Source organism: Humibacter albus DSM 18994 (assembly GCF_000421825.1).
In the GTDB taxonomy this organism is placed as follows: domain Bacteria; phylum Actinomycetota; class Actinomycetes; order Actinomycetales; family Microbacteriaceae; genus Humibacter; species Humibacter albus.
Genome location: NZ_ATXT01000005.1, coordinates 1 through 21,718, shown reverse-complemented (window position 1 = coordinate 21,718; position 21,718 = coordinate 1). Strand labels below are relative to the sequence as shown.

19 protein-coding genes, 1 tRNA gene and 2 rRNA genes are annotated in these 21,718 nt (G+C 69.2%); 19 read left to right on the top strand and 3 right to left on the bottom strand.

The window, feature by feature from the left end; all coding sequences use genetic code 11:
- From H623_RS0101225 to xerD, 11 genes are all read left to right on the top strand, one after another.
- Window positions 1–200: ribosomal RNA gene (locus H623_RS0101225) — 23S ribosomal RNA — on the top strand; the annotation flags it as partial.
- 134 nt (window positions 201–334) lie between these two features.
- Window positions 335–451, top strand: a 5S ribosomal RNA gene (rrf, locus tag H623_RS0101220).
- A gap of 1,030 nt (window positions 452–1,481) precedes the next feature.
- Complete coding sequence (locus H623_RS22010; RefSeq protein ID WP_022899122.1) at window positions 1,482–2,522, top strand: hypothetical protein; 1,041 nt, start codon at window positions 1,482–1,484, stop codon at window positions 2,520–2,522.
- Window positions 2,512–3,540 (top strand): HAD-IIA family hydrolase, encoded by a 1,029-nt coding sequence (locus H623_RS0101210; RefSeq protein WP_033371063.1) that lies wholly within the window; start codon window positions 2,512–2,514, stop codon window positions 3,538–3,540. The genes H623_RS22010 and H623_RS0101210 overlap by 11 nt, the downstream gene beginning before the upstream one ends.
- Before the next feature lie 135 nt (window positions 3,541–3,675).
- Window positions 3,676–3,951: a hypothetical protein gene (locus tag H623_RS17140; protein ID WP_022899120.1), complete on the top strand. Its 276-nt coding sequence runs from the start codon at window positions 3,676–3,678 to the stop codon at window positions 3,949–3,951.
- Window positions 3,944–4,738: a TlyA family RNA methyltransferase gene (locus H623_RS0101200; protein ID WP_022899119.1), complete on the top strand. Its 795-nt coding sequence runs from the start codon at window positions 3,944–3,946 to the stop codon at window positions 4,736–4,738. Before H623_RS17140 ends, H623_RS0101200 begins: the two co-directional genes overlap by 8 nt.
- Before the next feature lie 5 nt (window positions 4,739–4,743).
- A complete protein-coding gene (locus H623_RS0101195; RefSeq protein WP_022899118.1) occupies window positions 4,744–5,661 on the top strand; it encodes an NAD kinase in 918 nt (305 codons plus the stop codon).
- Entirely contained in the window at window positions 5,654–7,375 is a 1,722-nt protein-coding gene (gene recN, locus H623_RS0101190) for a DNA repair protein RecN (RefSeq protein WP_022899117.1), read from the top strand. The genes H623_RS0101195 and recN overlap by 8 nt, the downstream gene beginning before the upstream one ends.
- 97 nt (window positions 7,376–7,472) lie before the next feature.
- Window positions 7,473–9,182, top strand: a complete 1,710-nt coding sequence (locus tag H623_RS0101185; RefSeq protein WP_022899116.1) for a CTP synthase — start codon at window positions 7,473–7,475, stop codon at window positions 9,180–9,182.
- Window positions 9,175–9,864 (top strand): NUDIX domain-containing protein, encoded by a 690-nt coding sequence (locus H623_RS17135; RefSeq protein ID WP_022899115.1) that lies wholly within the window; start codon window positions 9,175–9,177, stop codon window positions 9,862–9,864. The genes H623_RS0101185 and H623_RS17135 overlap by 8 nt, the downstream gene beginning before the upstream one ends.
- The gene (gene xerD / locus H623_RS0101175) at window positions 9,861–10,793 is read left to right on the top strand and encodes a site-specific tyrosine recombinase XerD (RefSeq protein WP_022899114.1); all 933 of its coding nucleotides are present in this window, start codon (window positions 9,861–9,863) and stop codon (window positions 10,791–10,793) included. Before H623_RS17135 ends, xerD begins: the two co-directional genes overlap by 4 nt.
- 4 nt (window positions 10,794–10,797) lie before the next feature.
- Here the strand turns inward: xerD and H623_RS0101170 are convergent, their stop codons facing one another.
- The gene (locus H623_RS0101170; RefSeq protein WP_157560853.1) at window positions 10,798–11,889 is read right to left on the bottom strand and encodes a BPSS1187 family protein; all 1,092 of its coding nucleotides are present in this window, start codon (window positions 11,887–11,889) and stop codon (window positions 10,798–10,800) included.
- Between the two features lie 188 nt (window positions 11,890–12,077).
- Between H623_RS0101170 and H623_RS0101165 the strand changes: the two genes are divergently transcribed.
- From H623_RS0101165 to der, 7 genes are all read left to right on the top strand, one after another.
- Complete coding sequence (locus H623_RS0101165; protein WP_022899112.1) at window positions 12,078–12,974, top strand: ParA family protein; 897 nt, start codon at window positions 12,078–12,080, stop codon at window positions 12,972–12,974.
- Window positions 12,958–13,833, top strand: coding sequence for a segregation and condensation protein A (locus H623_RS0101160; protein ID WP_022899111.1), 876 nt, complete (start codon window positions 12,958–12,960; stop codon window positions 13,831–13,833). Before H623_RS0101165 ends, H623_RS0101160 begins: the two co-directional genes overlap by 17 nt.
- Before the next feature lie 196 nt (window positions 13,834–14,029).
- Complete coding sequence (gene scpB / locus H623_RS17130; RefSeq protein WP_033371060.1) at window positions 14,030–14,590, top strand: SMC-Scp complex subunit ScpB; 561 nt, start codon at window positions 14,030–14,032, stop codon at window positions 14,588–14,590.
- Window positions 14,580–15,365, top strand: a complete 786-nt coding sequence (locus tag H623_RS0101150) for a pseudouridine synthase (RefSeq protein WP_022899109.1) — start codon at window positions 14,580–14,582, stop codon at window positions 15,363–15,365. The genes scpB and H623_RS0101150 overlap by 11 nt, the downstream gene beginning before the upstream one ends.
- Window positions 15,362–16,453 (top strand): prephenate dehydrogenase, encoded by a 1,092-nt coding sequence (locus tag H623_RS0101145; RefSeq protein WP_022899108.1) that lies wholly within the window; start codon window positions 15,362–15,364, stop codon window positions 16,451–16,453. The genes H623_RS0101150 and H623_RS0101145 overlap by 4 nt, the downstream gene beginning before the upstream one ends.
- On the top strand, window positions 16,450–17,196 hold the full coding sequence (cmk, locus tag H623_RS0101140; protein ID WP_022899107.1) for a (d)CMP kinase: 747 nt from the start codon (window positions 16,450–16,452) through the stop codon (window positions 17,194–17,196). The genes H623_RS0101145 and cmk overlap by 4 nt, the downstream gene beginning before the upstream one ends.
- Window positions 17,189–18,709 carry a ribosome biogenesis GTPase Der gene (der, locus tag H623_RS0101135; protein WP_022899106.1) on the top strand — a complete coding sequence of 507 codons (1,521 nt, stop codon included), beginning with the start codon at window positions 17,189–17,191 and terminating at the stop codon, window positions 18,707–18,709. The genes cmk and der overlap by 8 nt, the downstream gene beginning before the upstream one ends.
- A 210-nt stretch (window positions 18,710–18,919) precedes the next feature.
- Here the strand turns inward: der and H623_RS0101130 are convergent, their stop codons facing one another.
- Window positions 18,920–20,302 carry a DUF2252 domain-containing protein gene (locus H623_RS0101130; protein ID WP_022899105.1) on the bottom strand — a complete coding sequence of 461 codons (1,383 nt, stop codon included), beginning with the start codon at window positions 20,300–20,302 and terminating at the stop codon, window positions 18,920–18,922.
- Between the two features lie 83 nt (window positions 20,303–20,385).
- Complete coding sequence (locus H623_RS0101125; protein WP_022899104.1) at window positions 20,386–21,147, bottom strand: GNAT family N-acetyltransferase; 762 nt, start codon at window positions 21,145–21,147, stop codon at window positions 20,386–20,388.
- A gap of 361 nt (window positions 21,148–21,508) precedes the next feature.
- Here H623_RS0101125 and H623_RS0101120 point away from each other — a divergent pair.
- Window positions 21,509–21,582, top strand: a tRNA-Pro gene (locus tag H623_RS0101120).
- Window positions 21,583–21,718: the final 136 nt, after the last annotated feature.

Sequence of the window (21,718 nt, the reverse complement as noted above, 5' to 3'; positions counted from 1 at the left end):
GGAGCACCGCTGATTAGCTACGTTCGGGATGGATAACCGCTGAAAGCATCTAAGCGGGAAGCCGGCCTCAAGATGAGACTTCCATGCCCTTTAGGGTGAGAGGCTCCCAGCCAGACGACTGGGTTGATAGGCCGGATGTGGAAGCAGGGACTAACGACCTGTGCAGCTGACCGGTACTAATAAGCCAACAACTTGATAATCATCATTCTCATACCGTTGTAAGGCTGGTATGAGGAGCCGGATGCCCGCGTCCACTGAGTGGTTCTCGATGTACGGTCGAGAACCAACACAAACACGCTTTGTGTTGAACAAACACTGAAACATCACACACTGTTTCGGCGGCCATAGCGAGAGGGAAACGCCCGGACACATTCCGAACCCGGAAGCTAAGACTCTCAGCGCCGATGGTACTGCAGGGGGGACCCTGTGGGAGAGTAGGACACCGCCGGACTTCTATTGACGAAATGGCCACCCATCGACGGGTGGCCATTTCGCGTTAACATCACAAAAGTGCACTGCGGGCAGAACGATGCCGTGGGAAAGGGATGATCGGCATGGCCGACGACGACAGAGACTCCAACGAGCGCGACGGCGCGTCTCGATCCTCCCGTGAGGGCTCCGGTCGGCCGGCACGCGGCCGCGGAGACGGTCCTGGACGCGGTGATGCACGGGGTGCGGGAGCAGGCAAGAGGGGATCCGCCCGAGAAGGGCGCTCCCCGAGGACGTCGAGTTCGTGGTCCCGCGAGCCTGGTGCGGAACGCCCTCGCTCTCAGGGAACCCGTTCTCCGGGATCTGGAGCCGATAGTTCTGGCTCGCGTCGGCAGGACGGTAGCCGGGGCTCAGGGCCTCGAGATGATCGTGACGGCCGTCGTGTGTTCCGCGGCCGCGATGGGGGTTCGACGAGCAAGCCTTCTGGCGATGAGAGACGGACGTCCGCAGGGGGACGCTCAGAACGCTCGGGTGCCTCCGGCCGCGGGGGATGGAACTCCCGTGCGACCGGGGCGAACAGCGCGGGTCGGCCGAGGAGCGACCGCGGCGGGCGCGAGTGGCAGGCGCGAGATGGCGGAGACCACTCCGCGCGCGCCGGCAGAGCCTTCGATGATCGCCGCGGCCGTGCGCGCGGCGCGGCCGAGGGACGCGGGTCGTCGGGAAGCGGTCGTGACGCGGAACCGCGCCGTGGCTGGGGACCCGACCGCGGCGGTGACAACCGCCGCGGAAGGGGTGACGACCGTCGCGGGAGGACGGAACGCGCGGGTGAAGCCGGTCGCGGCGGGACGGACCGAGGCACTCGTCCCGAGCGGTGGGACCCGAAGTCCAATCGCGGAGGGAGCCGTGACCGCGCCGATTGGAGCAGGGACGATCGGAGCAGGGACGCTCGCGGTTCCGAGCGTTCGGGCCAGCGGCGCGAGGACTCGCGGGGCGGGTACGCCCGCGGCTCCGAGCGGCAGCGAACGCCGCGGAGCGAGTTCCAGGGCCGTGGCTTGCGGGGCGGAGCGGACCGCGCGGGCGACCGGCGGTCGTTCGATCGCCGAGGGGCGGCATCCGATGACCGGGAGTGGGCGCCTCGCGCGCCTCGTCCGCGCCACGACGAGCCCGAACTGCCGGAATCGGTCACGGCGAAAGACCTCAACCGTGCCGCGCGGGCCGAGTTGAAGACGCTGAGCAGGGAGAACGCCGACGAGGTGGCGCGCCACCTGGCCATGGCGGCTCAGCTCATCGACGACGATCCCGCACTCGCGCATCGCCATGCGCTGGCCGCCGAGCGACGCGCCGGCCGCGTGGCCGTCGTGCGAGAGACGCTGGCGATCACCGCCTATCGCATGGGCGAGTACGCATTGGCGCTGCGAGAGCTGCGGACATACAGGCGCATCTCCGGAAAGGATGACCAGATCGCGCTGATGGTCGACAGCGAACGCGGTGTCGGGCGAGCGGACCGAGCTCTGGAACTGGGACGGTCGGTGGACCGCGCCGCGCTGCCGGCGGACGTGCAGGTCTCGCTCGCGATCGCCATGTCGGGCGCTCGGCTCGATCGCGGTGAGACGGAAGCGGCTCTCGCCGAGCTCGAGATTCCCCAGCTGAACCGTTCTCGGGCGTTCTCGTATAGCCCCGAACTCTTCGACGCCTACGCGACGGTGCTCGAAGACCTGGGACGGCCATCCGACGCCGCGGAGTGGCACACGCTGGCGGGTCGAGCGCGAGAGGCACTCGGCCAGGTCGACGAAGACGTGGTCCTCGTTGAGGAAGAGGAGTTCGCGGTCGAGCAGGCGGATACAGCGGAGGCAGGGGATGCCGAGGCGGACATGGCCGGGGCCGAGGTGGGCGCCGCGGAGCCGGTCGCGGTCGAGTTGGAGACGGTCGAGTTGGAGACGGTCGAGTTGGAGACGGCCGAGGTGGATGCCGTCGAGGCGGACGGAGCCGCCGGGGAGACCGCCGAGGCGGACGCGCCCGACACGGACCAGGCTGAGGCGGAGACCGCCGAGGCAAAAGGGACCCGCGACGATGAGGATGCCGATGCCGAGTGAGCGCGGCCTGCGCGGGCTCTTCGGCAAGCAGCGGGCGCCGCTCGACGGGGTGGACGTGGTGCTGGCGGATCTCGACGGCGTGCTCTATGCGGGATCGGCTCCCATTCCGCACGCGGCCGACGCGCTGAACGCGGCGCAGGACGCAGGCATCCGCCTCGGATGTCTGACCAACAACGCCTCGCGCACGCCCGAGTCCGTCGCGGAGCAGCTCACCGAGCTCGGCTTCCGGGTGCGCGGCGACGATATCGTCACCTCGCCGCAGGCTGCGGTGCGGATTCTTCACGACCTCGTGCCCGGCGGCTCGACGGTGCTCGTCGTGGGAGGCGACGGGCTGGTCACGGAACTCGGCAAGGCCGGCTACACCGTCACCCGGAGTGCCGAGGACTCACCGGCCGCCGTCGTGCAGGGATTCGCGCAGGACGTGGTCTGGACGCAGCTCGCTGAGGCATCGTTCGCGCTGGCCGACGCCGATGTCGTCTGGGTGGCAACGAACACGGACTGGACGATTCCGCAGGCGCGAGGCATAGCCCCGGGCAACGGCACGCTCGTCTCCGCGGTGCACACCGCCGTTGGTCGGCTGCCGGTCGTGGCGGGCAAGCCCGAGCGACCGATGTACGACCTGGCGGTGGAGCGGTTCGGCGCGAAGTCACCGCTTGCGGTGGGTGACCGCCTCGATACCGATATCGCCGGAGCGGTGCGGGTGGGCATGGCATCCGCCCTCGTGCTCACCGGCATCGATCGCGCGAAACAGGTGCTCGCCGCGAAGAAGGAGGAGCGTCCGACCTACGTGCTCTCCGACCTGCGTGAGCTCAGCGAGCCGTACCCCACACCGTCGATCTCACGTTCGGGCAGCGCGGTGGAGGTGCGAGGGGCAGCCGTGCGGCTGGACGGCGATGCGGTGCGGATCGTGAAGCGAGGCGAGAAGGAGATCGACCTGCTGCGCGCAGCGAGCACGCTGATCTGGAACACGGGTCGGCCGATCTTCACGCTCGACGTGCCGGAAGAGCTCTACGCCTGATCCCGCGCTCCGGGCGGACGCGATGCAGAATCGCGCGCCGAACGGTTGCGGTCAGGATGGAAGACGGCGTCGTGGAACCCGGGACGACGGCGTCGCGGCCGGTCCGCGTTCCCGCGCGGCGGTAGCGTGGAACACATGCCGCACGACTCCAACCACAGCGTCGACGATCGCACCCCTCTGGTCGATGACGAGCGCCCAGACGATGGACGGACGGAGACTCGCGGCCCGGCGGGTACCGCTGATCCGATGGGCGTGGACGATGGCCGCGAAGAGGCCAACGATGACGGTTTGCTGTCGCGGTTGAGGCTGATCGAAGAGCGGCCGCTTGCCGAGCGCGCGGACGCGTACACGCGCATCCACTCCGAACTCGCCGCGTCGCTCGAGGGCGGAGACCCACGCACGGATGGCTGAGCGCTTGGATGCCGCGGTGACCGCCCGCGGTCTCGCGCGCTCCCGCACCCATGCCGCGAAGCTGATCGCCGAGGGCGCAGTCAGCGTCGACGGGCGCAACGTGCTGAAGGCATCCAGTCGGGTGTCCGAGGATGCCGTGATCACTGTCGCAGAGGCGGACCACTACGTGAGTCGAGCTGCACACAAGCTGATCGCGGCGCTGGACGGATTCGGTGTCGACCCGGCCGGCTTGACGGCATTGGACGTCGGCGCCTCGACCGGCGGATTCACGCAGGTGCTGCTCGAACGAGGCGCGGATCATGTGATCGCGCTCGACGTCGGCCACGGGCAGCTCGTGCCGGAGATCGCGGACGACCCCCGGGTGACTGTGGCGGAAGGCGTCAATGCGCGCTATCTCGATGCCACCGGGCTGGGAGCTCTGGCGCAGGGACGCGAGGTGGGACTCGTCGTGGGCGATCTGTCGTTCATCTCGTTGACCCTCGTGCTCCCCGCCCTCGTGGAGGCGGTGGGCAGACAGGCGGAGTTCGTGCTGCTGGTGAAGCCGCAGTTCGAGGTGGGGCGCACCGGCATTCGGGAGGGCATCGTGCGCAGCGCCGCACTGCGCGAAGATGCCGTCACTTCTGTGCTGTGGGCGGCGTGGGACCTCGGTCTGCCGACCGCCGGCGTCCTTGCGTCCCCCATCGCGGGAAGTCACGGCAATCGTGAGTACCTCATGCGGCTGAGCACACGGACGGGGCGGCATCCGACAGAATGGTTGGACTTGATCGGCGCGATGGTGGGAGAGTGAGGCGCGTGGGCGAACCCCGGCGGTATTTTCTCGTGGTGTCGCACACCGGCCGGGGAGACTCTGTTCTCGCGGGCATCCGCGTGTGCAGACAGCTCATCGAGGCGGGCGTCGATCCCGTCTTGGGACCGGATGAGCGGGACGAGCTCGTCGAGGCGGAGCCGAACCTGGCGTCGTTGCCGGTGCTCGGCGAACAGGTGGCGCCCGATGAGCTCGAGCTGGTCATCGTGCTCGGCGGTGATGGCACCATCCTGCGAGCGGCGGAGACCGTCCGCGGCGCTGACGTGCCCCTGCTCGGCGTCAATCTGGGCCACGTCGGCTTTCTGGCCGAGAGCGAGCGTGATGATCTCGAGCAGGCGGTGTCCCGAGCCCTGCGGCGCGACTACTCCGTCGAGCAGCGCATGACGATCGGCGTGCGGGTCACCTCCGACGGTGACACGGTCTACGAGAGCTGGGCGCTGAATGAGGCGAGCATCGAGAAAGCCAGCCGGGAGCGGATGATCGAAGTGGTCGTCGAGGTCGACGGCCGACCGCTGTCGAGCTTCGGTTGCGACGGCGTCGTGATGTCCACGCCGACCGGGTCGACCGCCTACTCCTTCTCAGCGGGCGGCCCCGTGGTGTGGCCGACGCTCGACGCGATGCTCCTCGTGCCGCTCAGCGCCCATGCGCTGTTCGCGCGCCCGCTCGTGGTGGCGGCGGACTCCGTTCTCGCGGTCGAGCTGCTGCGGCGCACCGACACGCCGGCGGTGCTGTGGTGCGATGGACGGCGCACGATCGACCTTCCGGCCGGTGCCCGCGTCATGGTGTGGCGGTCGCCCACGCCCGTGAAGCTCGCCCGGCTGCACACCGCGCCGTTCACCGACCGTCTCGTGCGCAAGTTCGATCTTCCGGTCACCGGGTGGCGAGGACCGAGCGGCCGTGATTGAGGAGATCTCGATCCGAGACCTCGGCGTGATCGAGCGGGCCACGCTACCGCTTGGTCCGGGGTTCACCGCGGTCACCGGCGAGACCGGCGCGGGCAAGACGATGATCGTCACGGCCCTGGGGCTGCTCCTCGGAGAACGGGCCGACAGCGCCGTGGTGCGCGCCGGCAGTGCCCAGCTGTGGGTCGAGGGTCGCTGGCGCGTACCGAACGACGGCGACGTCGCGGAGCGAGTGCGGGATGCCGGGGGCGATCTCGACGAATCGGATGAGCCATCCACCGGTGAGCTGGTGCTGAGCCGTTCCGTCGCCGCCGGAGGGCGTAGCCGCGCCGTGGTCGGCGGGCGCGGTGCGCCGGTCAGCGTGCTCGCCGAACTCGCCGAGCAGCTCGTGGTCGTGCACGGTCAGTCCGACCAGCTGCGATTGCGCTCCACGACCGCGCAACGGGAGGCGCTCGACCGATTCGCCGGCGCGCCCGTCGCGGAGGCCCTCGAGTCCTACCGGCAGGCCTTCACCCGGTGGAGTGCCAACCGCGAGGAACTGGCCGAGCTCGTCGACGAGCGGGACCGGCGCGCGCGAGAGGCCGACGACTTGCGCGTGGCGCTGAGCGAGATCGAGGCGGTCGCGCCGGAACCCGGCGAAGACGAGACGCTCGCGGAACAGTCCGAGCGGCTCACCAACCTCGAGTCGTTGCGGGTCGCTGCGTCCCTGGCCAGGGAGGCGCTGTCGGCCGAGGCGTCCGAGGGGCCCGACATACGCGGCCTCTTGGAGGGGGCGCGTCGAGAACTGGAGCGCGCCGGAGCCCACGACTCGGCCCTCGAGGAGTTGGCGCAGTCCCTCGCCGGCCTCGGCTTTCAAATCGAGGATGCCGCGGCGCAGCTCTCGACGTATCTCGCCGCGCTCGACGCCGACGGCGCTCACGATCTGGAACTGATCCAGGAACGTCGTGCGGAGCTGACGGCGCTGGTGCGCAAGTACGGACCGACTCTGGACGAGGTTCTGGACCGTGCGGCCACCGGTGGCGACCGGCTCGCGGAGTTGGAAGGCGACGAGGACCGCATCGAGCAGCTGACCACGCTGGTCGTGGACGATCAGGCGGAAGTCCAGCGGCTGGCGGCCTCGGTGAGCGAGCTGCGTTCCCGGGCGGCCGTGGAGCTCGCCGAGCGGGTGACCACTGAACTGGCTGCGCTGGCCATGGCGGAAGCGGCCGTCGTCGTGCAGGTGGAGGGCCGCGACGAACTGACGATCCACGGGCGGGACGCGGTCTCGATCCTGCTGAAGCCGCACGCGGGAGTGGAGCCGCGGCCTCTCGGCAAGGGTGCGTCGGGCGGTGAGCTCTCGCGGGTGATGCTCGCCATCGAGGTGGTGCTGGCCGGCAGCGAGCCGGTCCCCACCTTCGTGTTCGACGAGATTGACGCGGGCGTGGGCGGGGCATCCGCGATCGAGATCGGTCGCAGACTCGCCAGACTCGCCGAGAGCGCTCAGGTGATCGTGGTGACGCACCTCGCTCAGGTGGCGGCGTTCGCCACGAACCATCTCACGGTGGTGAAGGCCGGTGACGGGTCGGTCACGGCGTCCAGCATCAGGCAACTGGACGGCGACGACCGCGTCGCCGAGATGGCGCGGCTGCTCTCCGGGCTGCCGGATTCCGAGAGCGGGCTCGCGCACGCGCAGGAGCTGCTGGAGATCGCGCGTGAGCGGGCGGGCATTCCGACCTGAGGTGGACGGCGGGGCGTTGACCGCGTCTTCGCCCGACACCCGACGCGACACCGCACATGCAGAGCCGATGGATGGGCGTGCGATAGGATGAAAGCCCGTGGTGGATATTACTGACGCGGGCCCTTCAAACGATCACAGCAAGCCGAACGGCACTACCAAACACATTTTCGTGACAGGTGGTGTCGTTTCTTCGTTGGGCAAGGGTCTCACGGCCGCCAGCCTGGGCAACCTGCTCACCTCGCGGGGATTGCGCGTCGTGATGCAGAAGCTCGATCCGTACCTCAACGTCGACCCCGGGACGATGAACCCGTTCCAGCACGGCGAGGTGTTCGTCACGGATGACGGTGCCGAGACCGACCTCGACATCGGACACTACGAGCGGTTCCTCGATGTCAACCTGAGCCAGGCCGCGAACGTGACCACCGGGCAGATCTACTCGCAGGTGATCGCGATGGAGCGTCGTGGCGAGTATCTCGGCGACACGGTGCAGGTGATTCCGCACATCACCGACGAGATCAAGCGGCGCATGCGGCTGCAGGCATCCGACGTTCCTCGGCCCGACGTCATCATCACCGAGGTCGGCGGCACGATCGGTGACATCGAGTCGCAACCGTTCATCGAGGCGGCCCGGCAAGTTCGTCACGAGCTCGGCCGTCAGAACTGCTTCTTCGTGCACGTCTCCCTCGTGCCGTACATGAACGCGTCGGGCGAGCAGAAGACCAAGCCGACGCAGCACTCCGTCGCCGCACTGCGCTCCATCGGCATTCAGCCCGACGCGCTCGTGCTGCGCAGCGACCGCCCGGTCTCCGAGAGCAACAAGAAGAAGATCGCGCTGATGTGCGACGTCGACGAGAGTGCGGTCGTGAACGCCGTCGACGTGCCGAGCATCTACGACATTCCGAACATGCTGCACGAGCAGGGGCTCGACGACTACATCGTGCGCCAGCTCGATCTTCGGGCAGGCGAACCCGATCGGGCGAGCTGGGACGCCCTGCTCAGGGTCGTGCACGAGCCGAAGCACGAGGTCACCATCGGTCTGGTAGGCAAGTACGTCGATCTGCCCGATGCCTACCTCTCGGTCACCGAAGCGCTGCGGGCCGGTGGGTTCGCGAACCGCGCCAAGGTGAACCTCAAGTGGATCGCCAGCGACGGATGCCAGGAGCCGGACGGCGCCGCGCGCGAGCTCGCCGACGTGGACGGCATCTGCGTTCCCGGCGGGTTCGGCATCCGTGGCATCGAGGGCAAGCTGGGCGCGCTGCGCTTCGCGCGCGAGAACGGCATCCCGGTGCTCGGGCTCTGCCTCGGGCTACAGTGCATGGTGATCGAGTATGCGAGGGACGAGGCCGGTCTCGCCGGGGCATCCTCGAGCGAGTTCGATCCCGACACGGAGTACCCCGTGATCGCCACGATGGCGGAGCAGGTCGAGATCATCGCGGGAGGCGACCTCGGCGGCACCATGCGCCTCGGGCTGTACCCGGCCGATCTGGCCGAGGGCTCGATCGTGGCGGATCTGTATGGCACGGGCGAGGCATCCGAACGCCATCGCCACCGCTACGAGGTCAACAACAAGTATCGGCAGCAGATCGCGGATGCCGGCCTCGTCTTCTCGGGGACGTCCCCCGACGGCCACCTGGTCGAGTACGTCGAGCTGCCGCGCGACGTTCACCCGTTCTACGTGGGCACGCAGGCGCATCCGGAACTGCTCTCGCGGCCGAACCGGGCGCATCCGCTGTTCCGCGGCCTCATCGCCGCCGCGCTCGACCGCCAGGAGTCCAGTCGTCTGTTCGAGGTGAAAGAAGATGCCTGACGATCTCGACCGCGACCTCGCCGACGAGCCCCTGAAGGGCACCGTCACCGACTCCGAGGTCGTCTACCGCGGTCGCGTCTGGGACGTGCGTCGCGACGCCGTCGACCTCGGCTCCTCGAGCGTTGTGCGCGAGTACGTCGACCACACCGGCGCTGTCGCGGTGCTGGCGCTGGACGAGACAGACCGGGTGCTGCTGATTCAGCAGTACCGACACCCGATCCGCTCCCGGGACTGGGAGCTGCCCGCCGGCCTGCTCGATGTGTCGGACGAGGCGCCGCTAGCGGCCGCACAGCGCGAGCTCGCCGAAGAGGCCGACGCGGTCGCCGAGAGTTGGAACGTGCTGACGGACATCGCCAGCTCGCCGGGCGGGAGCAACGAGATCATCCGCATCTACCTGGCCCGAGGCATCCGCGAGGCCGACGACGTGTTCGCGCGTGAAGAGGAGGAAGCCGACATCCGCGTGCGCTGGGTTCCGCTCGACGAGGTCGTGCACGCCGTGCTGCAGCGGCGGCTGCGCAACGCCCCGCTCGCGGTCGGCGTGCTGGCGGCGGCGGCCTCCCGGGCCGGGGGATACGCCTCGCTCGGCGCACCCGACCTTCCGCTGGAGCGCGGTTCGTGGCTGTCGCGGCCCCTGGAGAACGGACATCCGTCGACGCCGGACACCGGTACGGCGGCACGATGACCCCGGATGCCGCGGTGCAGTCCTATCTGCGACACGTCGGCATCGAGCGCGGGCTGTCCCGCAACACCGTCGAGGCCTACCGGCGCGACCTCGGCGTCTACCTGGACTGGCTGAACGGCCGCGGCGTGGACGACATGCGATCCTTGGCGGTGCGCGACCTCGACGAGTACGCCCGGCACCTCACCACCACCTACCGGCCGAACGGCGTCGAGCAGGATGACCCGACCCGGCTCGGTCCGTCGTCCGTCGCCCGGATGCTCTCCTCGGTGCGCGGCCTGCACAGATTCTTGCTGGACGAGGGCGAGGTGGAGGAGGACGCGACCCGCGAGGTGCGGCCGCCCAAACTGCCGTCACGCCTGCCCAAGGCGCTGACGGTGCAGCAGGTGGAAGCGCTGCTGAACGCGACGGACGGCGACGAGCCGTTCCTGCTGCGCGACAAGGCGTTGCTCGAGCTTCTGTACGCGACAGGGGCGCGGGTGTCGGAGGCGATCGATCTCAACGTCGACGACGTGATCGACCGTGAGATCGTGCGGCTCACCGGCAAGGGCAGCAAGCAGCGCATCGTGCCGTTGGGGACCTATGCCCGGCGTGCGCTCGACGACTACCTGGTGCGAGTGCGGCCGGTGTACTCGAGTCGCGGCAAGGCGACGCCCGCCCTCTTCCTCGGCGCGCGCGGCGCACGGCTGAGCAGGCAGAGCGCCTGGCTGATCATCAAGGCGACGGCCGAGCGGGCCGGGCTGGCGGCATCCGTCTCTCCGCACACCCTGCGTCACTCGTTCGCCACGCATCTGCTGGAGGGCGGCGCCGATGTGCGCGTCGTGCAGGAGCTACTCGGTCACTCGTCGGTGGCGACGACGCAGATCTACACGCTCGTGACCGCCGACACGCTGCGGGACATGTACACGACGGCGCATCCGCGGGCGCGGTAGCAGGTCAACGCACCTGCTGGAGCATCCAGCGCCAGGTCGGCGCGAAGACCATGGTCCCCTTCGCCGTGCGCGGGCCGAAGTCGTTGACGGAGTGGCCGTGGGCCTCCAGCGGCGTGCCCGTGTCGAGCGAGCTGAGCAGCACGTGGCTGCCGGTGGGCACCGGCGTGGCGGCTGAGCGGTCGACGACCCCCATGCCGAGGCGGGCCCACGAGTCGGTGATGCGGGCGTAGTACACGTCGTGCACGTCGTCGAACCCGTACATGCGCGACGGCGGAGTGCGGCCGGGGGTGCGCATCCAGGATGCCGACACATCGTTGTACGTCTCGACCGGCGACGAGTAGGTGAGCACTCCCCGCACGCGGTGGAAGTGTGCGAGGAACGCGGACTCCCCGCCGCCCTGGGAGTGGCCGGCCAGCACGATCCGTTTCCAGGCCGGATGGTGGTCGATGAGGAAGCGACCCCAGGCGCCGGCCGGATCCTGTTGCTCGAGGTAGGCGATCGCGGCACCGTAGCGGCGCAGGATCGAGTTCGCGGTGCCCACGCGGCTGAAGCGGGAGCGATCGGTTCCGTTGTAGCGGTTCTCCTGGAGTTTCGTGTAGCAGCTGGCGTCCGCCCGGCAGGTGCGGGTGACGGACTTTCCGATGTTCCAGTAGTCGAGACCGAGCACGCTGAAGCCCGCCGACACGGCGGTGCTGAGGAACTCCCGGTAGTTGTTCGGCACCTCGCCCGTCGCCGGGAGGAACAGCAGCAACGGCGCGTCGCCTGCTGCGTGCTGAGCGACTTCCTGCGCGTTCGGGTCGTGCACCGTGTCGGCGAGATAGGGCAGCGTGAAGCTGAGCACCTTGCCGGTGCCGCGTGGCAGTCCGGCGGACGTCGTCTGCTCGCTCATCGAGGCGGCGACGGCGTGCGACGAGGATGCCTGCGAGCCGCTCGCCGGGGCATCCTGCCGGCCGTCGCCGCTCCCGGCGGCCGTCATCGCGACCTGAGTGCCGTGCGCCGATGCCGCAGCCGGAGCGCCGGATAGCGGAACGGCGGCGAGCAGGGCGGCGACCGCCGCGAAGGCGGCGATCGCCCCGGCTTTCGGTCGACGTGTCACGCGGACCACGCTAACAACGTCGATGTGCGGGCAGCGTCTCCCTCCGAAGTGTCGCGGATGAGGGTCTTCACACTCGTCGTCCGCACCGCAATCCCGCGCGCGGCGACTGGCGGCGTTCCTGCCTGTTCCCGGTACGGATGATCGATAGACTCGAAGCCGCATCCAGGCGTGTACTGAGCGGAGGAGTCGTGGCGCGTAACCCAGCCGACGAGCAGGAACTGCCGGGCTTCGGTGACGTCGCCACCCAGGAGCTCGGTCCGACAGGGCGGCCGCTGCGCTCGTTCCCCGAACCGCCGGCGTTGTCGTCGCACGGTCCCGCGCGCGTCATCGCCCTGTGCAATCAGAAGGGCGGCGTCGGCAAGACCACCTCGAGCATCAACCTCGGGGCCGCTCTCGCCGAGTACGGCCGGCGCGTGCTGGCCGTCGACTTCGATCCGCAGGGAGCGCTGTCCGCGGGTCTCGGCGTCCCGACCCACGAAGCCATCACGATCTACGATCTGCTGCTGTCGAGCGCGCACGACCCCGCCGAGGCGATCCAGCACACCGCGACGCCCGGGCTCGACGTGATCCCGGCCAACATCGACCTGTCCGCCGCCGAGGTGCACCTGGTCAACGAGGTCGCCCGCGAGCAGGCGCTCGCCCGCGTGCTGCGCAAGGTCGCGGGAGACTACGACGTCGTGCTCATCGACTGTCAGCCGTCGCTCGGCATCCTCACCGTGAACGCGCTGACGGCGAGCCACGGCGTGCTCATCCCGCTCGAGTGCGAGTACTTCGCGCTGCGCGGTGTCGCCCTTCTCATCGAGACCATCGACAAGGTGCGCGAGCGGCTGAACCCCGCGCTCGAGCTCGACGGGATCCTCGCCACCATGTACGACGCGCGCACGCTGCACTCACGCGAGGTCCTGGAGCGCGTGGTCGACGCCTTCGGCGACAAGGTGCTCGAGACGGTGATCGCGCGAACCGTGAAGTTCCCCGACGCCTCCGTCGCCGCCACGCCCATCACCCAGTTCGCGCCGGAGCACCAGGCCGCCGACGCGTATCGTCAGCTGGCGCGGGAACTGGTGTTCCGTGGCGCCGCCGCCTGAGGACGGCGCGCACGACGTCGTCGAGCCCGAGGGCGCTGCGCCGAATGACGACACCGCCCCGGTCGCTGCCGGTGACGCGGGCCCGGCGTTCCGCGTCGCGCTCGAGGTGTTCGAGGGCCCGTTCGACCTTCTACTGAGCCTGATCGGCCGCCACGAGCTCGACATCACCGAGGTGGCGCTGAGCGCGGTCACCGACGAGTTCATCGCCTACCTGCGCAAGATCGACACCGAGGACGAACTCGATCAAGCCAGTGAGTTCCTCGTCGTGGCGGCGACGCTGCTCGACCTCAAGGTGGCGGGCCTGCTGCCGCAGGGCGAGCTCGTGGATGCCGAAGACGTCGCGCTCCTGGAAGCCCGCGACCTGCTGTTCGCGCGCCTGCTGCAGTACCGGGCGTTCAAGCAGGCTTCGGAGTGGTTCGGCTCACACCTGGCGGCGGAGTGGTCGCGGCATCCGCGATCCGTTCGGCTCGACGAGAAGTACCGCTCGCGCGAGCCCGAGCTGGCCTGGAACCTCAGCGTCGACGACTTCGCGGCGATCGCGGAACTCGCGTTCGCGCCGAAGGCGATACCCGTCGTGGAGCTCGACCACCTGCACGCCCCGCTGGTGAGCGTGCGTGAGCAGGCGGCGATCGTGGTGTCGCAGCTGCGCCGTGGCACGCCCTACACGTTTCGCGAGCTGATCGCGGGCGCCGATCGCAAGGGCGTGGTCGTCGCGCGGTTCGTCGCCGTACTGGAGCTCTACCGGTTCGCGGCCGTCGCCTTCGAGCAGCTCGAGCCGCTGGGCGAGTTGACGATCAGGTGGGTGGCCGAGGGCTGGTCCGACGAGAACCTCGCCAATCTGGGAGCCGATTATGGATGATCGAGACGAGAGCGAACAGGATGCTGCGGTGACACTTCGGCAAGACGCCGCTGGGCAAGCGGGGACTGAGCAAGCGGGCGCCGAGCAGCGAGCAGGCGCTGATCAGCATGCGGACGATGCGGCGCGCTCAAGCTCCGGAAAGCAGAAGCTCGCCGCAGCTCGGAATGCGTTCGAGCACGCTCACGAGGACAAGCCGGTGCACGACATCCCGCGCGCGATCGAGGCCGTGCTCATGGTGGCCGACGAGCCGCTCCCGCTGGTAACGCTCGCCACCGCGGTCGGTGCCCCGGTCGCCGCCGTGCGCCAGGCGATCGACGGGCTCGTGGCCGACTACGACGGCGACACCGAAGCCGGCGGCGTGCGGCGCGGATTCGAGCTGCGCGAGGTCGGCGGAGGCTGGCGGTTCTACGTGCGCGAGGAGTACGACCGTCTGGTCGCCGACTTCGTCACCGACCAGGCTCCGACCAAGCTCTCGCAGGCCGCGCTCGAGACGCTCGCGGTGATCGCCTACCGGCAGCCGATCACACGCGGTTCGATCGCGTCCATCCGGGCTGTGAACGTGGACTCCGTGGTGCGGACGCTCCTCTCGCGCGGGCTCATCACCGAGCTTTTCGCCGACGCGGAGACCGGCGCCATCAACTACGGCACAACCGATCTGCTGCTCCAGCAGCTCGGCATCAACTCGATCGAGGAGCTGCCGCTGATCTCGCCGCTGCTCGCCGACGGCACCGAAGGGTTCGACGGCGATGTGCGCTGACCGGGACGGTTCCGCTGAGCGGACGGGCGGCTCAGGCGAGGGGGAGCGGCTGCAGAAGGTGATGGCCGCCGCCGGCGTCGCCTCCCGACGCGTGAGCGAGCAGCTCATCGTGGAGGGCCGTGTGCGCGTGAACGGCGACGTCGTGCGCGAGCTCGGCAGCCGCATCGACCCCGAGACCGACCAGCTCGAGGTGGATGGCAGCGCCGTGCAGCTGGATTCCTCCAAACGCTACGTCATGCTCAACAAGCCCACGGGCGTGGTCAGCACCATGCGCGACGACCGCGGCAGGCCCGATCTGCGGCAGTTCACGCAGCGGTACGACGAACGCCTGTTCAACGTCGGACGACTGGATGCCGACACCAGCGGACTCCTGCTGCTCACGAACGACGGCGAGAGCGCGAACGTGCTCGCGCATCCGTCCTTCGGTGTGACGAAGACCTATATCGCGACGGTGCGCGGAAGCGTGGCACCGGCGACGTTGACGAAGCTCACGCGCGGGATCGAGCTCGAGGACGGACCGATCGCGGCCGACAAGGCTCGGCTGGTGCAGGCATCCGCAGGCCAGAGCATCGTCGAGGTCACGCTCCATTCCGGAAGGAACCGGATCGTGCGGCGCATGCTCGACGCGGTCGGGCATCCGGTGACGGCGCTGGTGCGGCGGCAGTTCGGGCCACTGAGGCTGGGAACCCTGAAGTCGGGGGCGACCCGCGAACTGACTAAAATCGAACTCGGCCAGGTGCTCACTCTTGCCAGGTCGAAATCGGAGCGAACGTGAATCAGAACCCTGCCGCGCGCCTGGACGGCAGCGTGCGCGTCGTGGGCGCCGGCCTGCTCGGGGCGTCCATCGGCCTCGGGCTCACCGAACGCGGCGTCGACGTGATTCTCGCGGATGCCTCGCGCGCCACTCTCGACCTCGCGATCGATTACGGTGCGGGACGGGCCGCGCATGAGGGCGACGACCCGGCGCTGATCGTGGTGGCCGTTCCGCCGGATGCGACGGCCGCCGTGGTCGCGGCCGAGCTGGCCGCGTATCCGAACGCGACGGTGACCGACGTGGCGAGTGTCAAGATGGCGCCGCTGACCGAACTCACCGCTGTGGGCGCCGACCTCAGCCGCTACGTCGGATCGCATCCGCTCGCCGGTCGCGAACGCGGCGGGCCCATCTCGGCGCGTGCCGACCTCTTCATCGGGCGGCCCTGGGTGGTGTGCCCGCGGGCGGAAGTGGAGCCGGCGCGCATCAACCTCGTGGAACGACTCATTCTCGATCTTCAGGCGACGCCGGCGTCGCTGCCGGCCGATGAGCACGACGCGGCCGTCGCGCTCGTGTCGCACGCGCCCCAGGTGATCTCGACGCTGATGGCGAAGCGGCTCACCGCCGCCCCTCCCGGAGCGCTGTCGCTGGCGGGCCAGGGGGTGCGCGACGTGACGCGCATCGCGGCGAGCGACCCGGAGCTCTGGGTGCAGATTCTCGCAGCGAACGCCCCGGCGGTGGTGGAGATCCTGCGCGCCTACCGGGACGATCTGGATGCCGCGCTCGTCGCCCTTTCAGACGTCGGCGCCCCGGGCGCTCGCCGCACCATCGCGGGGGAGCTGGCGGCCGGAAACGCCGGCGTGGCCGGATTGCCGGGCAAGCACGGACAGGACCGTCGTTATGCCAGCGTGATCGTCATGGTCGACGACAAGCCGGGCGAACTGGGCCGTCTGTTCACCGAGCTCGGCGAGATCGGCGTGAACATCGAAGACCTCAGACTCGAGCACTCGCCAGGCGCCCTCGTGGGGCTTGCGGAACTCGCGGTGCTTCCGGAGGTGAAGAGTCGAGCGGTCGACGACCTGTCGGCCCGCGGATGGAGGATCGCCGGATGAGCCCGGAGAACAACATCGAGACGAGCACGAGCACGAGAGGTGTGCCGTTCGTGGTGGCCGTCGACGGACCGGCCGGCAGCGGCAAGTCCAGCGTGAGCAAGGCGGTCGCCGCCAAGCTCGGCTTCGCGTTCCTCGACACGGGAGCCGCCTACCGTGCGCTCACCTGGTTCGCCCGTAGACGCGGCGTGGACGTGACCGACGCGGACGCGGTGGTCGGCGTCATCCCCGACTTCGACTACCGCATCGACGCCGAGCCCGGGCGTCTGCTCGTGTTCGTGGGCGAGAGCGACGTGACCACAGACATCCGTGATCCCGAGATCTCGGCCAGGGTGAGCGCGGTAGCGCGCGTGCCGCAGGTGCGGGAGCGGCTGAACGAGCTGTTCCGGGACATCCTCGGATCGAGCGACCACGAGGGCATCGTCGCCGAGGGGCGAGACATCACCACGGTCGTGGCACCGGATGCTCCGGCGCGCATTCTGCTCACCGCCTCGCCTCAGGTGCGTGCCGCTCGGCGGGCCGGTGAACTCGACGGCCAGTCGGCGCACGACGTCGCCGCGCAGCTGCACGCGCGCGATCGTGCCGACTCGCAGGTGACGGACTTCATGACCGCCGCCGAGGGCGTGACCACGGTGGATTCCACCGATTTGAACTTCGATCAGACCGTCGACGCCGTGATCGACGTGATCCAGGCCGCGCGTGCCACGCACGCCGTGCCGCCGTCCCGAGGAGGAACGGATGCCTGAGACCAGACCCGAACGTGACGACGACTTCGACGCCGTCCCCGACGACCTCGCGGAGCGCCTCGCGAACGTGGACGAGGACATCGCGCATCAGCGGGCCACAGCGCTGCGTGCCGGGCTCGACGACTATGAGCTCGACGACACCGATCTCGACGTCCTGGACGCCGTCACCGAGAACCCGGACGAGATCCACTACCTGCCCGCGCTGCCGGTGGTGGCGATCGTCGGTCGGCCGAACGTGGGCAAGTCGGCGCTCGTGAACCGCATCCTGGGTCGCCGTGAGGCCGTCGTCGAGGACGTGCCCGGCGTGACGCGCGACCGCGTGTCGTACCAGGCCGAATGGAACTCCACGCGGTTCAGCGTGGTCGACACCGGCGGCTGGGAGCCCGATGCGCGAGGCATCGACGCGTCCGTGGCCGCGCAGGCCGAGATCGCGATCGAGCTCGCCGATGCGGTGCTGTTCGTGGTCGACGCGAACGTGGGTGCGACCTCCACCGACGAGCACGTGGTGCGCCTGCTGCGCAAGACGAAGAAGCCCGTGTTCTTGGTGGCGAACAAGGTGGACGATGCGCGGCAGGAGCCGCACGCGACCGAGCTGTGGTCTCTGGGGCTGGGGGAGCCGCATCCGGTCAGCGCACTGCACGGCCGCGGTGTGGCCGATCTGCTCGACGAGCTGCTGAAAGTGCTGCCCGAGGAGTCCGCGTACGCGCAGCGCGAGGTGGGCGGTCCGCGTCGAGTCGCCATCGTCGGTCGGCCGAACGTCGGCAAGTCGAGCCTGCTGAACAAGGCCGCGGGGGAGGAGCGCGTGGTCGTGAACGACCTCGCCGGCACCACCCGCGACCCGGTGGACGAGCAGATCGAGCTCGGGGGACGCGTGTGGCGGTTCGTCGACACCGCGGGCATCCGTCGCCGCGTGCACCTGCAGCAGGGCGCCGACTTCTACGCGTCGCTGCGCACGAGCACGGCGCTCGAGAAGGCGGAGGTGGCGGTGGTCGTGCTCGACGTGAGCGAGCCGATCAGCGAGCAGGATGTGCGCATCATCGACCTCGTGTTGGAGAGTGGGCGCGCGCTTGTGCTGGCGTACAACAAGTGGGATCTGCTCGACGACGATCGGCGTCGCTACCTGGAGCGGGAGATCGAACAGGATCTCGCGCACGTCGCCTGGGCGCCACGCGTCAACATCTCAGCGCGCACGGGACGCCACCTCGAGAAGCTCGTGCCGGCGTTGGAGACGGCTCTGGAGTCGTGGGACACGCGCATCCCGACCGGCAAGTTCAATGCGTTCCTCGCGGAGCTCACCGCGGCGCACCCGCACCCGGTGCGCGGCGGCAAGCAGCCACGCATCCTGTTCGGCACGCAGGCCTCGAGCCGGCCGCCGACATTCGTGCTGTTCACGACCGGGTTCCTCGACCCGGGCTACCGCCGCTACATTCAGCGCCGCCTGCGGGAGCTCTACGGCTTCGAGGGAACTCCCATCGTGCTGAATATGCGTGTGCGGGAGAAGCGGCGCCGTTGAGGCGGCGATTCCGCGAAGGTCAACCCTGATTTTGGGAAGCGTGACATCGTCACGCCCGGACCTTCGCGCCGCACACCGCCGCGGCCGTCCTCGGTCGCGGTCGGCCAGCATGGCGGCTATGCCGCGCGGCCGATGCGGGAGAAGCGCCGCCGCTAGGTGCTTGCGGGAAGGCTCGGCTGTGCCGCGGGCGCGACGGTTCCGCGGTCTTCCTCAGATCTCTCCGGCCTTGACGGCTTTGCGCAGCGTCTTGTAGTCGGCCGCGGCCTGGTCGGCATAGGCGGATGCCCACTCCGCGACCGCGGAATCGAACGGCGTGCCGCCCCCGAGGTATCCGGCGATGAACGGGGCCGCGGGAGACTGGGCGTGGGCGCGAGCGAGGACGGTGCCACAGGCATCCACGTAGTCGGTGAACGGGCGGAAGTCGAGCGTCTCGGTGTCGATGGAAACGTTCTGGTCGCGGAACTGGCGCACGTAGAACGCGCGACCTTCGTGGCTGACCCAGCCGAGGAAGGGGTCGCTGACGGCCTGCAGCACGTGCTGGTTCGCCACGACGCGATGGCCGTGTTCGGCGCGATCGGCGCGCGACTCGAACGCGGGGGCGCATCCCGCTGCGGCTCCGCCGAACTCGACGGCTACCGATTCGTTCGCTTCCTTGAGCTGGAGCACGAGCGACTCTCCCGCCGGGCCGGAGAACACGATGATGTAGCAGAGCGTGCCGACGCTGCCGACACCGACGACGCGCCGCACGGCATCGGTGGGAACGTACTGCGACAGCAGCACGGCGATGTCGGATGGCACCGTTGTTAGGTAGGTGTCGACGATGGCGAGCACGTCCTTCTCGGTGGCCTCGGGCACGTGGGTGAGCACGGGCGGGTTCTCGACGATGGCGGTGGTGCCGTCGTCGGTGCGCTGGGTGATCTTGCGCACGACGCGGGCGGAGGTGCGTCGGGATGCCGCGTCGATGGCGTGGTCGAGGATCTTCTGCGAGCTCGCCGATCGCTGTCCGCGGTGCACGTCGGCGCGGATGTAATAGCGCTCGAGAACGCTGAGCTGGGTGATCTGACGTAGGGCGATGCGATAGCTCGCGGCCGCCTCGAGCGCGGCGGTCTGCACCTTGGACTCCTTGAATCCGCGGTGGCGGGCGGCGATGACGACGCTCGTGACGAAGCGCTTGACGTCCCACTCCCACGGGCCGTATGCCGCCTCGTCGAAGTCGTTCAGGTCGAAGACCAGGGAGCGTTCGGGGGAGGCGTAGATGCCGAAGTTGGCCAGGTGCGCGTCACCGCAGATGGTGACATCGACTCCGGTGCGGGGCGCGTCGCGCAGGTCGGCGGCCTGGATCGCAGCGGACCCGCGGTAGAACGCGAAGGGGCTGGCGGTCATCCGCTCCAGTCGCAGCGGCACCAACTCCTTCACGCGGTGTTCGTGCTGCGCGCGCAGCACGCCGACAGGATCGCGGTGCTTCGGAGGCGTGTACTCCGCGTGGGCGGATCGAGGCAGCCCGCCGCGAGCGGCCTTGCCGGCCTCGAACAGTTCTGCGGCACTGTGGATCTTCTGATGCTCGAACCGAAGGCGACCGTCCTTACCGCTCATGGGGACAGCCTAGGGGCACGGGGCCCTGTGCGAGATGTGGGCGCCCGCTCCCGAGCGGCGTCGGTTCTCCGAACGCCGGGTGCTCAGTTCGTGAACGCGTGGCGCACAACGGCCCTGCCGGGAATCGGCCGGGCCGCAACCTCGAACCCGGCATCGACGAAGGAGGCCAGCACGCCGTGATAGAGATCGGCGGCGGATGCCTTGCGCTCCGTCGTGTCGACCGGATATGCCTCGACGACCCGCGCACCGGATGCCTGCGCGTGCTCGAGTGCGCCCGCGAGCAGCGCCGTTCCGACACCGCGCCGCCGGAATCCGACCCGCACGACGAAGCAGGTGATCGCCCAGACGCTCGTGTCGTCCGCCGGCTCGACGCTGCCGGCCTTCACGATCGTCGAGGACTGCAGCCGCGAGTACCGCGTTCGCGGCTCGACTGCCACCCACCCGACGGGCTCGTCGCCCTCGTACGCGAGGAGACCCGGACCCGGGTCGTGCTCCGACTGCTCGTGCAACGCGGCCTCGCACTCGGGAACAGTCGCTTCGCGCCACTGCCGTCCCGATAGCTTGAAGTACTGGCACCAGCACGTGGACGGGTCGCCGCGCGTGCCGAACACGGTGCGCACGTCGTGCCACGGGGCATCCGCAATGGGGACGATGCGGATGCCTGCGGCGCGCGGATGCCCGCGCTCTCGTCCCCGAGTTCCCGGGCTCTGCGTTCCGCCGTCCTGCGTTCCGGGGTCCTGTGTTCCGGGGTCCTGAGTTCTGCGGCGTTGCGTTCCGCTGCTCTGCGCTCTGCGGCCTTGCACTCCGCGGCCTTGCGTTCCGCGGTTCTGCGACGTTGCAGCCATGACCACACGGTAGCGGCTGCCGCCGACAACCGGAGTCCGTACATCGCGGGGTTGTGGCCGGCGTTATGCGGACGGCTGTGATCGCTGGCGCTGTGATCGCGGGCGCTGCAGTCGCGCTCGACAGGACATTCGCCCGAGTACATGCCGAATCGGCATGTACTCGGCGGGAGAGCGCGAACCGTCATGTCGACGCGACGCGTTCGGAGTCCGCCGTCCCGGGTGGTGCAAGCGACCCTCTCGGAGCCTGTAAACTGTCCGAGGCCGTCCACGTGATGGCCGACGGGCTGTGGCGCAGTTTGGTAGCGCACTTGACTGGGGGTCAGGGGCACTAGCGCGGCGACGCGGCCTAAAAAGTGAACAACGGGATGTGGCGCAGCTTGGTAGCGCACTTGACTGGGGGTCAAGGGGCCGCAGGTTCAAATCCTGTCATCCCGACGTTGTGATGTCTCAGGACATCGGAATAGCCCGAACCCACGTTGTGTGGGTTCGGGCTATTGCTTTGTGCGGGGTTGGTAGTCGCGTTCGAGGTTGATGGTCAGTTCGCGTAGGAGTTCTCCGGTGGTGGCGTTGA